Origin of the sequence: Roseovarius sp. (genome assembly GCF_027019125.1) — a bacterium.
Lineage (GTDB): Bacteria > Pseudomonadota > Alphaproteobacteria > Rhodobacterales > Rhodobacteraceae > Roseovarius.
In genome coordinates, this window is the sequence record NZ_JALUXE010000027.1 from 571,482 (window position 1) to 584,990 (window position 13,509).

Below are 13,509 nucleotides of genomic sequence, written 5' to 3' on the forward strand. Positions count from 1 at the left end.
CACCCGCGCGATTTTGCGTGGCCTTGCAAACCCATCCCCCCAAAGAAGATTGGAAATCCCATGACGCAGGTCAAACCGGGCGATACCGTCCGCATTCACTACACCGGCACGCTGGCCGATGGTGCCACCTTTGATTCGAGCGCAGGCCGCGACCCGCTCGAATTCACCGTAGGCTCCGGCCAGATCATCCCCGGCCTTGACGCCGCGATCCCCGGCATGGCCGTGGGGGACAAGAAAACGGTGCAGGTGCCCGCAGACATGGCCTATGGCCAGCCTGATCCCAACGCCCGTCAGGCCGTGCCGCGTGCCGAGATTCCGGCGGAAATTCCGCTTGATCCGGGCACGCAGCTGCAGATGCAGACCCCGCAGGGTCAGGTGCTGCCGGTGACGGTGGCCGAGGTGACGGAGACCGAGGTCGTGCTCGACGCCAACCACCCGCTCGCGGGCAAGGACCTGACCTTTGCCATCGAACTGGTGGCCATCGCCTGATCGGCGACGTCCCAAGCGGCGCGACCGGCGTTTTCTCGGGTGCGTCACGATCAATGGGAAATACACCCGTCCCGGGCCTGACCCGGGACCGCGCCGCAACAGCGTGGAGGCCCCGGCTCGAAGGCCGGGGCGATGTGAACCCGCCCCGACGCACCTCTGATCCCGGGTGCCCCTGCGGTTATTTCATCAGGTTCTTGACATCCGCCATGCCGATGCCGGGGCTGTAGACATATCGCAATTCCTTGGTCTTGCGCCCCGACTGGTTCCGCTCGGTCCAGATATATTCCATCGAACCGGAATGCCCCTTGTGGGTAAAGGCCGCTTTCGTCACCGTGAGTGTCACCTGATAGCGCGTCGTCTTGCCGCCCGAATGTTCCGACATGGTGTAGCTGCGGGATATCCCGCTCCGCCATGGGCCGACCGGGAAAAAGGCGTCGTCGGTAAAATACCTGTCAGCCGCACCGGGCCGCCTGTCGAGAACCCGCGCCAGCGCCGTGCCGTCCCGGCGCAGCGTGTAATAGCTGGTCTTGGTGCCGGATTGCTCCCATTTCGTGCGCACATAGACCGTCATGCTCTGGCCTGTCACCGGATGGGTCCAGGTGAGCGGCCCCGCGATCCGGCGGACATCGACGGTCCGGTCTACCCGATCCCCGAATTTTGCGCCGGGCACCCCCGCCCAGAGCCCGAACCCAAGCTGTGCCACCGCCCCCGGCGTCTGGATCACCGGTATATCCGGGACGCATCCGGTCGCCGCCGTCAGCGCGCCTCCGGCGAGGGACGCAACAAAGAGGCGCCTGTTGAGTGCTGGTGTCGTCATGACCCGTTCCTTTTCGTCATTCAATGAGCGTGTTGATGATCTCGTGATCAGAAAACGCAGCACCCCGGAGAATATTCCGAGGCGCCGAAAAAATTTCGGTCAACTATCTAATATAAATTGTAAATATCAGAGCACCCCGTGGTGCTCGTCGATCCGGAGCGCTCAGCCGATCTCGAGCAGCACCGCGCCCGCGCGTCCCGGTGTCATCACCGCCTCATGGGCGCTGGCACAGTCCGCCAGCGGCAGGCGCATGGCAATCTCCGGCCGCAACGTGCCCGCCTCAAGGGCGGCATGCAGCCGGGCAATCGCCGCCTCCCGCGCGGGCCACGGCAGAATATAGATCAGCGTGATGTCGATCTTGAGCGCCTTGAAGAGATAGGGGCCAAAAGGCAGCGTCGGGGCCATGTCCTTGCCCGAGCCATAGGCGGCGATGGTGCCGTTGGGGGCCATGACCTCGGCCAGCAGCCCCGCGTTCTGGCCGAATTCCACCTCGATGGCACGGGCAACCCCGCGCCCGCCCGTCGCCGCCATGATCTGCGCCGCAAGATCGGGATCGGCGTAGTCGAACACGTGGCGCGCGCCCGCCGCGCGCACCCGCTCTGCCGCCGAAGACGAGCAGGTTGCGATCACCTCTGCCCCGGCGGCATGGGCCAGTTGCACGGCATTATGCCCCACGGCCCCGGCCCCGCCCGAGATCAAGAGCGTCTGTCCCGCCACCTCGCCGCCGCCAAACACCGTCTGCGCCGCCGTCAGCCCCGGAATCCCGAGCGTGGCGCCCACGTCGAACGACACGCCCTCGGGCAAGGGCACGGCTTGCTCTGCGGGCAGGGCGATGAATTCGGCGGCGGTGCCTTGGCTGCGCTGCCACTGGCCATTCCAGACCCAGACGCGCTGACCGATGCGCCCCGGATTGACGCCTGCGCCCACCGCCGCGATCACCCCGGCCCCGTCCGAATGTGGGATGATTCGCGGATAGGCGGGTTTCGTGACGCCGGGCCGGTTGCCCGCCCGCGCCTTGGCATCCGACGGGTTCACCCCCGAGACATGCAGTCGCACCAGAACCTCGCCCGCCGATGGGGCAGGGATGTCAACATCGCTCAGGTCCAGAACATCGCCCGGCGCGCCAAAGCGCGTGTAGCTGACAGCGCGCATGCTGCGCGGGATCACTTTGTGCGGCGCAGGCGGATCACCACATCCACCGAGGTGATCTCGGCCCCGTCCGGAGCCTTGGGCAGACGCGCGATTTCCAACTCGGCTGCCGGGGCGTCGCTCAGCCGGTTCTCGTCTTCCCAGTAGAAATGCGGATGATCCACCGTGTTGGTGTCAAAATAGCTCTTCGAGCCATCCACCGTCACTTCTTGCAACAGACCGGCGTCGCAAAAGGCGCGCAAGGTGTTGTAGACCGTGGCCAGAGACACCGCCTCGTCGCTGTTCTGCGCATCGGCATAGAGGCTTTCGGCGGTGACGTGACGATGCTGCCCGTCCCCGATCAGCAGGTTTGCCAGTGTCAGGCGCTGGCGCGTGGGTCGCAATCCTGCATCAGAGAGCCATTTCGCGGCAGTCGAACCTACCTCATCGGTCATCGTGGCAAAGGCTTTCATCGTCTCATTCATCCCGTGTTTCGACCAATATAGGGCCTGCATGGGGACGGTTTCAATGAATTTCCTGCGCCGGGCAAATCGGGGCGCGGTGATGTCGCAGGCTTGCATGCGCCTTTTGCGGGATGATAGAGGGGGCACAGACCGGTATTTGCAATGAAGGGGGCCGCCTGCATGGCCGATTATCCAAGCAGCTTCGACCGTGATGACCTGCTTAAATGCGCCCGAGGCGAGTTGTTCGGACCGGGCAACGCGCAATTGCCCGAACCGCCCATGCTGATGATGGACCGGATCACCGAGATTTCCGGTGACGGCGGCGCGCATGGCAAAGGGCATGTGGTGGCGGAATTCGACATCACCCCGGACCTGTGGTTCTTCAAATGCCATTTCCCCGGCAACCCGATCATGCCCGGCTGTCTGGGTCTCGATGGGCTCTGGCAATTGACCGGCTTCAACCTTGGCTGGCGCGGCTGGCAGGGGCGCGGCTATGCCTTGGGCGTGGGCGAGGTGAAACTCACCGGCATGGTGCGGCCCGACCGCAAGATGCTGACCTATTACGTCGATTTCACCAAGGCGGTGCAGACCCGGCGCCTGACCATGGGGGTTGCCAATGGCTGGGTCGAGGCCGATGGCGAGGTGATCTATCAGGTCACGGATATGAAGGTGGCCCTGTCGGAGAACTGAGCAGGCGCAAGGGCAGGGGGGGGCAGATGCGCGGATGGCTTGCAGCACTCCTGAGCATCATCGCCTTGCCCGCTGCCGCCTGTCCCGAGGGCCAGACGCTCTTTCTTGGTTGCGACATGGAGCGGGGCGACAAGGCGCTGCGTGTCTGCCGGAGCGAGACCCATGTGAGCTACAGATTTGGTACCAGGATGGGCGTGCCGGACCTCGCCCTCACGCGCCCGATTGGCGCAGGGGCCGACATCGTGCCCTGGCCCGGCATCGGCCGCACCATCTGGGAGGCGGTGCGCCTGCGCAACAAGGACGTGATCTACGAGGTCTACGCGGGCTTTGATAAATTCGACGCGGTCGACGCCGGCAAACCCGATAGCCGCTTTGGCGGCGTGGTGGTGTTGCAGGACGGCAAAGGCGAGGTTGCCCACCTCAAATGCCGCGCCGGAACGGTGGATTACACCTATTGAGTCCTTTTTGCCAATGGCCGCGCCCCATGATCTAGGGCGCTAAAATCCCCCCTACCCAAAACCTTGCGGCTGTCCTATAGTGGCTGTGGATAACTGGGCATCAGACCCATGACCCAAGAGGCAAGGACAGAAAAGGGGGACGGCCGATGCGCTGCCCGTTTTGCGGAAATATAGATACACAGGTCAAGGACTCGCGCCCCGCAGAAGAGCATGTCTCGATCCGCAGGCGCAGGTTCTGCCCCGGTTGCGGCGGGCGTTTCACCACCTATGAGCGCGTGCAACTGCGCGATCTGGTCGTCGTCAAGTCCAATGGCCGCCGCGAGGATTTCGACCGCGACAAGCTGGAACGTTCGATCCGGATCGCGCTCCAGAAACGACCCATCGAGCCCGAGCGCATCGAGCAGATGATTTCCGGCATCGTGCGGCGGCTGGAAAGCATGGGCGAGACGGACATTCCTTCGAAAACCGTGGGTGAGATCGTGATGGAAAGCCTCGCGCGGATCGACACCGTGGCCTATGTCCGCTTTGCCAGCGTCTACAAGAATTTTCAGGAAGCGGATGATTTCGACCGCTTTGTCAGCGAATTGCGGCCCGAGGACGCGGCCCTCAATCCCAAACCGGACGCGTGAGCGCCGCCGACGCCCGCTTCATGGCGCTGGCCCTGTCGCTGGGGCGGCGGGGGATGGGACAGTGCGCGCCCAACCCCGCGGTGGGCTGCGTCATCGTCAAGGATGGCCGCATCGTCGGGCGCGGATCGACCGCGCCGGGCGGGCGGCCCCATGCCGAACCTCAGGCGCTGGCACAGGCCGGGGCCTTGGCGCGCGGGGCCACGGCCTATGTCTCGCTCGAGCCTTGCGCGCATCACGGCCAGACCCCGCCCTGCGCCGAGGCGCTGATTGCGGCGGGCATCGCGCGGGTGGTGGCCCCCTTTGACGACAATGACCCGCGCGTGGCGGGCCGGGGCTTTGCCATGCTGCGCGCGGCAGGTATCGAGGTGCGCACCGGGGTTCTGGCCAATGAGGCCGGGCGCGATCTGGCCGGGTTCCTCATGCGCAATGAAATCGGGCGGCCTTTGGTGACGCTGAAACTCGCCTCCAGTTTCGATGGCCGCATCGCCACGGCCACCGGCCACAGCCAATGGATCACCGGGCCAGAGGCGCGGCGCGTGGTTCACGGCCTGCGCGCGCGCCACGATGCGGTGATGGTGGGGGCGGGCACGGCGCGGGCCGACGATCCCCAACTGACCGTGCGCGACATGGGCGCGCGGCGCCAGCCGGTGCGCGTCGTGGTCTCGCGCCGCCTCGATCTGCCGCTCTTGTCGAATCTTGCCCGCACGGCGCGCGAGGTGCCGCTCTGGCTCTGTCACGGGCCGCATGTCGATCCGGCGCTGGTCACGGCCTGGCAGGGCATTGGCGCGCGGCTCTTGTCCTGCGAGGTGACGCAAGGCCAGGTTGACCCGGTCTCGGTGCTCAATGCGCTGGGGGCCGAAGGGCTGACACGGGTTTTTTGCGAAGGTGGCGGCGCGCTCGCGGCGTCGCTCCTGTCGGCGGGGTTGGTGGATGAGCTGATCGGCTTTACCGCCGGTCTGGCCATCGGCGCCGAAGGGTTGCCGGGCGTGGGCGCGCTGGGCCTTGCCCGCCTCGATGAGGCTGTGCGCTACCGGCTGGTCGAGACGCGTGTCCTGGGTGGGGACGTGATGCACCGCTGGACGCGCGCCTGACGCTCTCCGAGGCTATGAAAACGGGCGATTCTCAAGGGCGCGCCGCCGCGCCCCCTTCTGCCTTTTATTCCGCCGCGATCGCCATCGCGTGATACGCCTTGATGCGCTGGCAGGGCGACAAAACCAGAGGGCGCGGCTTGATCGCGCGCACATTCATGTCCAGCACTTCGATCTTGCTGCAAACTCCGTTCTCATGCGTGCTCTGCTCGATGTTTTCGAACTCGGTAGAGGTCGCAAAGGCAATCTCGTGCTGAAGCCCCATGTGGTCGCGCAACCGCGCGACATAGGCCAGCCGGGGGTGGGCATTGACGGCCGCGACGCGGCGCGTCCGCGCCAGCGCGAGAAGCATAGGTCCGACGGCAGGGTCCTTGATCGGCGTAGGTCCAGACTGTGTTTCCATGGGAGTGCCCTTTACCAAAAGAGGTGGAATTGAAGTGAGGCGGTGAGACACCGTCGCAGCAACATCGAAGGTGATCGACATACCCGACAGAGGCGGCAGCCCGCGCGCCGCGATCAGGTAGATTTGCCCATTCACGGCAAAGGCCGTCACCGCACGGGTGCAGAGCCGACGGCCGCGCCGACTGACCGTCGAGACATGGCCCGATCCGATATAGTCGAGGGGTTGATGCCGGACCGGCCCATTCCGCAGGCTGAACCGGCATAGCCCGTTCGTGGCCTGTGACAGGGTCTTGTCGGGGGTTTCGATCAAGGCCAGCAGCCCCCCGGACCGCGCGTCGATGAGGCCGGAGTTCACCACACAGCCGTCTGTCAGACTGGCACGGCTGCCGTTGTACTCGTAGACGATTTCACGCGATTTACGCATCTGGATCTGGTCTCCCGCATGTGGGACAGGGGGTTGCACAACTTCAGTATGCACCTGACCTGCGGGCTTTGCATGGCATCCAAAGATAGTTCGCGGGATCTCTCGACAGCAGCGCGCTCCTTCGCGCGCAACAGGCGCCGCGCCGTGACAGGACCGCCGCCTTGAGGCTGCGGTCCCGTGTCGCGTCCGCCCAAGGAGGGCTCAGCCCAGTTCCGCCAATCGCGCCAGCGCCGCGCGCAACTTGCCCTCTTCTTCCTCGCGCAGGGCAAGGTTCTCGCGCGCTTCTTCCACCACCTCTTCGGGGGCAGAAGCCACGAAATTGGGATTCTTCAGCCGCCCGCGCAGGCCGCCCAGTTCCTTTTCCAGCTTGGCCAGCGTCTTTTCCAGCCGGGCCTTTTCCTCGGCCACGTCGATGATATCGGCCAGAGGCAGGCCAAAGCTGCCGCCCTCCACCGCCACGGTGACGCACCCCTTGGGGAAGCTCTCCGCATCGCTCAGGCTCTCGACCCGTGCGAGGCGCTTGATCATCACCTCGTTGCGCGCCCAGGCTCCGCGCCCGGCCTCGTTCAACTCCGTCACCAAGAGCGGCACATAGAGCCCCGCAGGCACATGCATCTGCGCCCGCGCCGAGCGGATTTGCTCGATCAGACCAATGACCCAGTTCATCTCGCGGTCGGCCTCGGCGTCGATCAACTCGACCCCGTAGGTCGGCCAATCGCCATGCACCAGCATCTTCGCGCGTGTGCCCAAGGTGCCCCAGAGTTCTTCGGTGACGAAGGGCATGATCGGATGTAGAAGGATCAGACATTGGTCGATGACCCAGGCCATCACCGCCTGTGTCTCGGCCTTGGTCGCGGCATCCCCATCCAGCAAGAGAGGCTTTGAAAACTCGACATACCAGTCACAGACCGTGCCCCAGACAAAGGCATAGAGCGTGTTGGCGGCGTCGTTGAAGCGGAAGTTTTCCAGCGCCTCATCGACAGCGGCCCGCGTCTTGGCGGTCTCGCCGATGATCCATTTGTTGACCGTGGCGGCGGGGCTGGGCACCGCGCCCGCGCTGCCCACGGCGCCGTTCATCTCGGCAAAGCGCGCGGCATTCCACAGCTTGGTGGTGAAGTTGCGATAGCCCGCGATGCGTTCTTTCGACAGCTTCAGATCGCGCCCCATGGCCGCCATCGAGGTCAGGGTGAAGCGCACGGCATCGGTGCCATACTCGTCGATCAAATCAAGCGGATCGAGCACATTGCCAAGCGACTTGGACATCTTCTTGCCCTTCTCGTCGCGCACGAGGGCGTGGACATAGACATGAGAGAAGGGTTTTTGCCCGACCACGGCATATTGCATCATCATCATCCGGGCGACCCAGAAAAAGATGATGTCGAAGCCGGTGATCAGGACGGAGGTGGGGAAATATCGCTTGAGTTCGTCCGTGGTCTCGGGCCAGCCCAGCGTGCCGATGGGCCAGAGGCCCGACGAGAACCAGGTGTCGAGCACGTCGGGATCACGCCAGACCGGATAGACCAGATGGGTCGGGTCCTGCGTGGCGGTATAATCGGCCAAGGCACTGGCCAGACGGTGCAGCGCCGCTTCGCGGCTCTCGACCTCGACCACCTGCATCGAGGCGAGCGGCACCGGCAGACTGGCCAGACGTTCGTGAAAGGCGTCCGTGACCCCCGCGAAATCCGCGCCGCATTCCATCAGCGGCCCCAGATGCCCCTCGTTCAAGAGGCGCAGCATCTCCACCAGATCGAGCGTGCCATCGCCCTCGTCATCGTGGAAATCCGGCGCGCTGAGGTCGAACCCATACCACACCGGAATCTGATGCCCCCACCACAGTTGCCGTGAGATGCACCAGGGCTCGATATTCTCCAGCCAGTGGAAATAGACCTTGCGATCACTCTCGGGCAGGATCGTCACTTCGCCCGAGCGTACGGCATCGAGTGCCGGACCAACGATCTTGGCGGTATCGACGAACCATTGATCGGTCAGCATTGGCTCGATCACCACCTTCGAGCGGTCGCCAAAGGGCTGCATGATCGGCTTCGCCTCGACAAAGGGGACCATCTCGGGCGCCGGTTCGGCGCTGTCCTCGGCGTCCCGGGCTTGTGCCGGGACCTCCACCATCACCGCCAGCCCTTCGGCCGTGATCTCCTCGACGACCCGCTTGCGCGCCTCGAACCGGTCCAGCCCGCGCAGGTGGTCGGGGATGAGGTTGAGCGTATCAATCTCCTCGGGCGTGAATGCCGCCCCTTCCGCAATCTCTTGCGCCCGCGCGGCACAGTCCGCATAGGGCGCACCATCGGCCCGCATCTGCGCGCGCGTGTCCATCAGGCGATACATCGGGATGCCATTGCGGCTGGCCACGCCATAGTCGTTGAAATCATGCGCCCCGGTGATCTTGACCGCGCCCGAGCCGAAATTCGGATCGGGATAGTCATCGGTGATGATCGGAATGAGGCGGCGATGTTCCTTGGGTCCCACGGGAATTTCGCAGAGCATCCCCACGATGGGCGCATAGCGCGCATCCGACGGATGCACCGCAACCGCGCCATCGCCCAGCATGGTTTCGGGGCGCGTGGTGGCGATGGAAATGTAATCGCGCGTCTCGCGCAGGGTCACGTTGCCGTCGGCGTCCTTCTCGACATATTCATAGGTCTGCCCCCCCGCGAGCGGATATTTGAAATGCCACATATGGCCCGCGACCTCGATATTCTCGACCTCGAGATCTGAAATCGCCGTCTCGAAATGCGGGTCCCAATTCACCAGCCGCTTGCCGCGATAGATCAGGCCCTTGTGATACATATCGACAAAGACCTTGATCACCGCGTCATGGAAATTGCCCTCTTCCCCCGCAGGCGCCCCCGGCGCGCCCGACATGGTAAAGGCATTGCGCGACCAGTCACAGGAGGCCCCCAGCCGCTTCAACTGGTTGATGATCGTGCCGCCCGACTGGGTTTTCCACTCCCAGACCTTCTTGAGAAAATCCTCGCGCCCCATTTCGCGCCGCGAGGGCGCACCCTCGGCGGCCAGCTTGCGCTCGACCACCATCTGCGTGGCGATGCCGGCGTGATCCTGCCCCGGCTGCCAGAGCGTGTCATGCCCGCGCATCCGGTGCCAGCGAATGAGAATATCCTGAAGCGTGTTGTTGAACGCATGGCCCATGTGCAGGCTGCCGGTCACATTGGGCGGCGGAATCATGATGCTGAAGGTCTCGGCACCCGGTGCCGCATTGGCCCCGGCCCGGAACGCGCCCGCCTCCTCCCACGCCTGATAGAGCCGTGTCTCGGCCTCTGCCGCGTTGAATGTCTTTTCCATCGCCATGACGTCGTGATCCTGCAAAACCGGGTTTTCACCTGCTCTACCTAATGTGGGATCAGAGGAAAAGCCAAAGCACGGATTTTCTTGGCCCATCTGCGTGACAACAGGGGGCGAAGTGACGCAGACTGCTCCCAGCAGATTGGCAGGGAGAATAGGCAGATGGAGGGGGTCCGGCAATGGCGGATGCGCCGGGATGGCAACGCCAGCAAGATTGATCTCAGCGGCACGGCCCCTGCGGACTGGTCTGCGCCTGAGACGCTGACCTGGGTGCATGTCAATTGCGCCCAACCCGGCGCGCGTGACTGGCTCGAGGCAACGACGCTGGAGCCATTGGTGCTGCGTGCCCTGCTGGCCCCTGAAACCCGGCCACGCGCGACCGTGCATGGGTCCGGCGTGCTGATCAATCTGCGCGGTGTCAATCTCAACCCCGGGGACGAGGTCGAAGATATGGTGTCCCTGCGCATGTGGGTGACCGAAGGGGTGGTGGTCAGCGTGCAACTGCGCCGTCTGATGGCGGTGAGCGATGTCATGGAGGGGATCGCGAACAATCAGGCACCGGACGGGGCGGCGGAACTGGTGGCGCGTCTGGCGCTGCGGCTTGCGGACCGCGCAGAGCCTGTGGTCGCCGGGTTGAACGAAAGACTGGATGTGCTCGAGGATCAGGTGATCGACAATCTGAGCGTGCTGGACCGGCGCGAACTGGCCGACGTGCGGCGCATTGCCATCATGTTGCGCCGGCACATGGCACCGCAACGCGATGCGCTCAGCACCTTCGAGATCGAGGACATGCCGTGGATCCGCAGCCATGATCGCAGCCGCTTGCGCGAGGCCACAGAACGGGTGACGCGGCTGGCCGAGGAACTCGACGCACTCCGCGACCGCGCGCAGGTGGTGCATGATCAGATCATGGACGCCCGCGCCGAAACGATGAACCGTCAGATGCTGCTCTTGTCCGTGGTGGCGGCAATTTTCCTGCCGCTGGGGCTGATCACCGGGCTTTTGGGGATCAACGTGGGCGGCATTCCCGGCGCGGATGACGCGCGCGCGTTCTGGGCGGTCTGCGTCGGGCTGGTGGTGTTGGGGCTGGGCTTGATGGCACTGTTCTGGCGCATCGGGCTCTTGGGGCGGCGTTAGCCCCGGTTCTGTCGTGCCTCTGCCACGGCGGCATCGGTGAGCGGCGCGCGCGCGCCCGCCCGGATCACCGCCGGATCATAGGGCTTGCGTGCAAACACCTCTTCGACCATCGGGGCAAAGAATTCCAGCGGCAGGTCATCATGATCGGGATCAAAGCTGGCCTGATCCCAGCGTTCGCAGAACTCGGCGCAATCGTCGAAATAGGCGTGGCCCCGGTGACGCTCGCGCTTGTGCTGGTCAAACCCCTCAAGGTGGTGGCCGTAATAGAGCATCTGGAAATCGCCATGCGTGGACACACACCAGGTGCATTGTTCGCGCAAGAAGGGCTTGAGGATCGTCGCCGCGTATTCGTCGTGATTGTAGGGCGCATAGATGTCGCCGATGTCGTGCAAGAGCGCCGCAACCACCCAATCGACATCCGCGCCGTCGCGCCAGGCCCGCGTGGCCGACTGAAGAGAGTGCCCCAGCCGGGTGATCTGATAGCCGGACAGGCTCTGATCCAGCTCGACCAGCGCTTTCAGCAGCCGTTTGGCGGTGTGTCGGGTATGGTCAATCTCATGCGCGGTGAGGAATTCGTATTCCTCCTTGGTGCCATCCTTCATCTGCCTGAAACTGACCGTGTCCATGTCCGCGACTCCGCCGGTGTGATTGCGGTCAGCCTGCTGTAGTTAGTCCCCCCGGTCAAGTTTGGTCGAAAGGTGTATGAGGCTTTCCGAACCTTTGACCCCTTTTGCCTCGCCGATCCGGTCCAGCGTCTCATCCAGCGCCTCGGTGGTGTTGGCCTCGATCGTCACGATCAGATCGAACCGCCCCGAGGTGGTATGCACCCGCCGCACCTGTGGCAGCGATTTCAGCCGCGCCAGCACCGCCGGGCCCGACCGCGGCTCTATGCTGACAAGGGCGGTGGCGCGCAGGGCAGGGCGGGCGCTCTGGCTCAAGCGCACGCTGTAACCTGCGATGACACCTGTGTTTTCCAGCCGCTCAAGCCGCGCTTGCACCGTGGTTCGCGCCAGACCCAACCGGCGCGCCAATGTGGCCACCGGCAGGCGGGCGTTTTCCTGCAAGAGCGCGATCAGCGCGCGATCTGTTTCGTCGGTTTGCATCACGACTCCGGCATTATGACGAAAGTTTCCTACAATCTATACGAAACGCCACCCTGAATCGACGAGAATTCGCGGCACACTCAAAGAAAACACGCCGCAGATTGAGGTATGCCCGATGAAAAACGCCGCCCCCTGGTCCGATCCGCGCGCGCATCTGACGCGCCAGACCCCCGATGCGGCGCTGCTCTATTTCTCGCCAGACCGGCTTCAGGCCACGGCGCGCGCCTTTCAGGCCGGGTTTCCCGGCCTTGTGACCTATGCGGTCAAGGCCAATCCCGGGGCCGAGGTGCTGGCCAATCTGGTGACGGCAGGCATCACCGCCTTTGACGTGGCCAGCCCCGAGGAAATGCGCGCCGTGCGCGCCGTCTGCCCACGCGCCGTGCTGCATTACAACAACCCCGTGCGCTCCCTGCCTGAGATCGAGGTCGCGGCGCAGATGGGCGTGGCCTCCTATTCCATCGACTGCCTGCGCGAGTTGGACAAACTGACGGGGCGCATTGCCCCCGATGCCGAAATCACCGTGCGTCTGGCCCTGCCGGTGCGGGGGGCGGCCTATGATTTCGGGGCCAAGTTCGGGGTCGGTGCGGACCGGGCCGAGGAACTGCTGCGCGCCGTGGCAGAACGGGGCTTTACCCCTTCGATGACCTTTCATCCCGGCACCCAATGCGCCGACCCCGCCGCGTGGGGGGCCTATATCGGCGTCGTGGCGGATGTGGCGCGCAGGGCGGGCGTGCGTCTGGCGCGGATCAACGTGGGGGGTGGTTTTGCCGCGCATCGCACGGGCAATGCCCCGGACCTGAGCGCGATCTTCAGCCATATCGGGGCCGAGGTCGCCCGCGTCTTTGGCGCGGATGCCCCGGCGCTTGTCTGCGAACCGGGCCGCGCCATGGTGGCCGAGGCGTTCAGCCTTGCGGTGCGGGTCAAGGCGCTGCGCGACAGCGGCGCGATTTTCCTCAATGACGGGGTTTACGGCGGCCTCACCGAAATTCGCGACATCGGCGCGCCGGACCGCATCACCGTTCTGGCCCCCGATGGCACGCCGCGCCACGGCGCGCCATGCCCGCGCGTGGTCTTTGGCCCCACCTGCGACAGCATCGACCGGCTGCCCGATCCCTTGCCCTTGCCCGAGGATCTGGCCGAGGGCGATTACCTGCTGATTTCCGGCATGGGTGCCTATACCCGCTGCCTCAGCACCGATTTCAACGGCTATGGCCTGCGCGAGGTTGTGACCGTGGCGCAACTGTAACACCGCGCTCACGGCGAATTTCATGGAATCGCAACGGATTTCTGCGCAAGCTGGGGCCATGATCCGTCGGCGCGCGGAACAGGTCAGGCGCGCCGCCGAAGGGCAAAGGCAGGTGCGTC

General features: G+C 64.7%; 14 protein-coding genes. 7 read left to right on the forward strand and 7 right to left on the reverse strand.

The window, feature by feature from the left end; translation table 11 throughout:
• The first annotated feature begins 60 nt into the window (after nucleotides 1-60).
• The gene (locus tag MVC20_RS11030) at nucleotides 61-489 is read left to right on the forward strand and encodes a peptidylprolyl isomerase (RefSeq protein WP_297541263.1); all 429 of its coding nucleotides are present in this window, start codon (nucleotides 61-63) and stop codon (nucleotides 487-489) included.
• Nucleotides 490-667: 178 nt separating this feature from the next.
• On the opposite strand, the gene MVC20_RS11035 is transcribed toward MVC20_RS11030, so the two are convergent.
• From MVC20_RS11035 to irrA, 3 genes are all read right to left on the reverse strand, one after another.
• On the reverse strand, nucleotides 668-1,306 hold the full coding sequence (locus MVC20_RS11035) for a hypothetical protein (protein ID WP_297541265.1): 639 nt from the start codon (nucleotides 1,304-1,306) through the stop codon (nucleotides 668-670).
• A 162-nt stretch (nucleotides 1,307-1,468) separates the two neighbouring features.
• Complete coding sequence (locus tag MVC20_RS11040; RefSeq protein ID WP_297541267.1) at nucleotides 1,469-2,458, reverse strand: NADPH:quinone reductase; 990 nt, start codon at nucleotides 2,456-2,458, stop codon at nucleotides 1,469-1,471.
• Nucleotides 2,459-2,469: 11 nt separating this feature from the next.
• Nucleotides 2,470-2,889 (reverse strand): iron response transcriptional regulator IrrA, encoded by a 420-nt coding sequence (gene irrA / locus MVC20_RS11045; protein WP_297541454.1) that lies wholly within the window; start codon nucleotides 2,887-2,889, stop codon nucleotides 2,470-2,472.
• A gap of 189 nt (nucleotides 2,890-3,078) precedes the next feature.
• On the opposite strand from irrA, the gene fabA reads away from it, so the two are divergent.
• From fabA to ribD, 4 genes are all read left to right on the forward strand, one after another.
• Complete coding sequence (fabA, locus tag MVC20_RS11050; RefSeq protein WP_297541269.1) at nucleotides 3,079-3,588, forward strand: bifunctional 3-hydroxydecanoyl-ACP dehydratase/trans-2-decenoyl-ACP isomerase; 510 nt, start codon at nucleotides 3,079-3,081, stop codon at nucleotides 3,586-3,588.
• Nucleotides 3,589-3,614: 26 nt separating this feature from the next.
• A complete protein-coding gene (locus tag MVC20_RS11055; protein ID WP_297541271.1) occupies nucleotides 3,615-4,046 on the forward strand; it encodes a hypothetical protein in 432 nt (143 codons plus the stop codon).
• Between the two features lie 146 nt (nucleotides 4,047-4,192).
• Nucleotides 4,193-4,675, forward strand: a complete 483-nt coding sequence (gene nrdR, locus MVC20_RS11060) for a transcriptional regulator NrdR (protein WP_037272790.1) — start codon at nucleotides 4,193-4,195, stop codon at nucleotides 4,673-4,675.
• Entirely contained in the window at nucleotides 4,672-5,766 is a 1,095-nt protein-coding gene (gene ribD, locus MVC20_RS11065) for a bifunctional diaminohydroxyphosphoribosylaminopyrimidine deaminase/5-amino-6-(5-phosphoribosylamino)uracil reductase RibD (protein ID WP_297541274.1), read from the forward strand. The genes nrdR and ribD overlap by 4 nt, the downstream gene beginning before the upstream one ends.
• 64 nt (nucleotides 5,767-5,830) lie before the next feature.
• Here ribD and MVC20_RS11070 read toward each other — a convergent pair whose 3' ends face one another.
• Both MVC20_RS11070 and MVC20_RS11075 read right to left on the reverse strand, forming a co-directional pair.
• The gene (locus MVC20_RS11070) at nucleotides 5,831-6,589 is read right to left on the reverse strand and encodes a hypothetical protein (protein ID WP_297541276.1); all 759 of its coding nucleotides are present in this window, start codon (nucleotides 6,587-6,589) and stop codon (nucleotides 5,831-5,833) included.
• A gap of 201 nt (nucleotides 6,590-6,790) precedes the next feature.
• A complete protein-coding gene (locus MVC20_RS11075; protein WP_297541455.1) occupies nucleotides 6,791-9,910 on the reverse strand; it encodes a valine--tRNA ligase in 3,120 nt (1,039 codons plus the stop codon).
• Nucleotides 9,911-10,066: 156 nt separating this feature from the next.
• On the opposite strand from MVC20_RS11075, the gene MVC20_RS11080 reads away from it, so the two are divergent.
• Nucleotides 10,067-11,041 (forward strand): zinc transporter ZntB, encoded by a 975-nt coding sequence (locus MVC20_RS11080; protein WP_297541279.1) that lies wholly within the window; start codon nucleotides 10,067-10,069, stop codon nucleotides 11,039-11,041.
• Here the strand turns inward: MVC20_RS11080 and MVC20_RS11085 are convergent.
• Nucleotides 11,038-11,667, reverse strand: coding sequence for an HD domain-containing protein (locus MVC20_RS11085; protein WP_297541281.1), 630 nt, complete (start codon nucleotides 11,665-11,667; stop codon nucleotides 11,038-11,040). The genes MVC20_RS11080 and MVC20_RS11085 overlap by 4 nt on opposite strands.
• Before the next feature lie 42 nt (nucleotides 11,668-11,709).
• Nucleotides 11,710-12,144 (reverse strand): Lrp/AsnC family transcriptional regulator, encoded by a 435-nt coding sequence (locus MVC20_RS11090; protein WP_297541283.1) that lies wholly within the window; start codon nucleotides 12,142-12,144, stop codon nucleotides 11,710-11,712.
• 115 nt (nucleotides 12,145-12,259) lie between these two features.
• On the opposite strand from MVC20_RS11090, the gene MVC20_RS11095 reads away from it, so the two are divergent.
• Entirely contained in the window at nucleotides 12,260-13,390 is a 1,131-nt protein-coding gene (locus MVC20_RS11095; protein WP_297541285.1) for a type III PLP-dependent enzyme, read from the forward strand.
• Nucleotides 13,391-13,509 lie beyond the last annotated feature (119 nt).

Coding starts and splice junctions, on each gene's coding strand:
- MVC20_RS11030 (WP_297541263.1), top strand. CDS start 61: ATGACGCAGGTCAAACCGGGCGATACCGTCCGCATTCACTACACCGGC.
- MVC20_RS11035 (WP_297541265.1), bottom strand. CDS start 1,306: ATGACGACACCAGCACTCAACAGGCGCCTCTTTGTTGCGTCCCTCGCC.
- MVC20_RS11040 (WP_297541267.1), bottom strand. CDS start 2,458: ATGCGCGCTGTCAGCTACACGCGCTTTGGCGCGCCGGGCGATGTTCTG.
- irrA (WP_297541454.1), bottom strand. CDS start 2,889: ATGACCGATGAGGTAGGTTCGACTGCCGCGAAATGGCTCTCTGATGCA.
- fabA (WP_297541269.1), top strand. CDS start 3,079: ATGGCCGATTATCCAAGCAGCTTCGACCGTGATGACCTGCTTAAATGC.
- MVC20_RS11055 (WP_297541271.1), top strand. CDS start 3,615: ATGCGCGGATGGCTTGCAGCACTCCTGAGCATCATCGCCTTGCCCGCT.
- nrdR (WP_037272790.1), top strand. CDS start 4,193: ATGCGCTGCCCGTTTTGCGGAAATATAGATACACAGGTCAAGGACTCG.
- MVC20_RS11070 (WP_297541276.1), bottom strand. CDS start 6,589: ATGCGTAAATCGCGTGAAATCGTCTACGAGTACAACGGCAGCCGTGCC.
- MVC20_RS11075 (WP_297541455.1), bottom strand. CDS start 9,910: ATGGCGATGGAAAAGACATTCAACGCGGCAGAGGCCGAGACACGGCTC.
- MVC20_RS11080 (WP_297541279.1), top strand. CDS start 10,067: ATGGAGGGGGTCCGGCAATGGCGGATGCGCCGGGATGGCAACGCCAGC.
- MVC20_RS11085 (WP_297541281.1), bottom strand. CDS start 11,667: ATGGACACGGTCAGTTTCAGGCAGATGAAGGATGGCACCAAGGAGGAA.
- MVC20_RS11090 (WP_297541283.1), bottom strand. CDS start 12,144: ATGCAAACCGACGAAACAGATCGCGCGCTGATCGCGCTCTTGCAGGAA.
- MVC20_RS11095 (WP_297541285.1), top strand. CDS start 12,260: ATGAAAAACGCCGCCCCCTGGTCCGATCCGCGCGCGCATCTGACGCGC.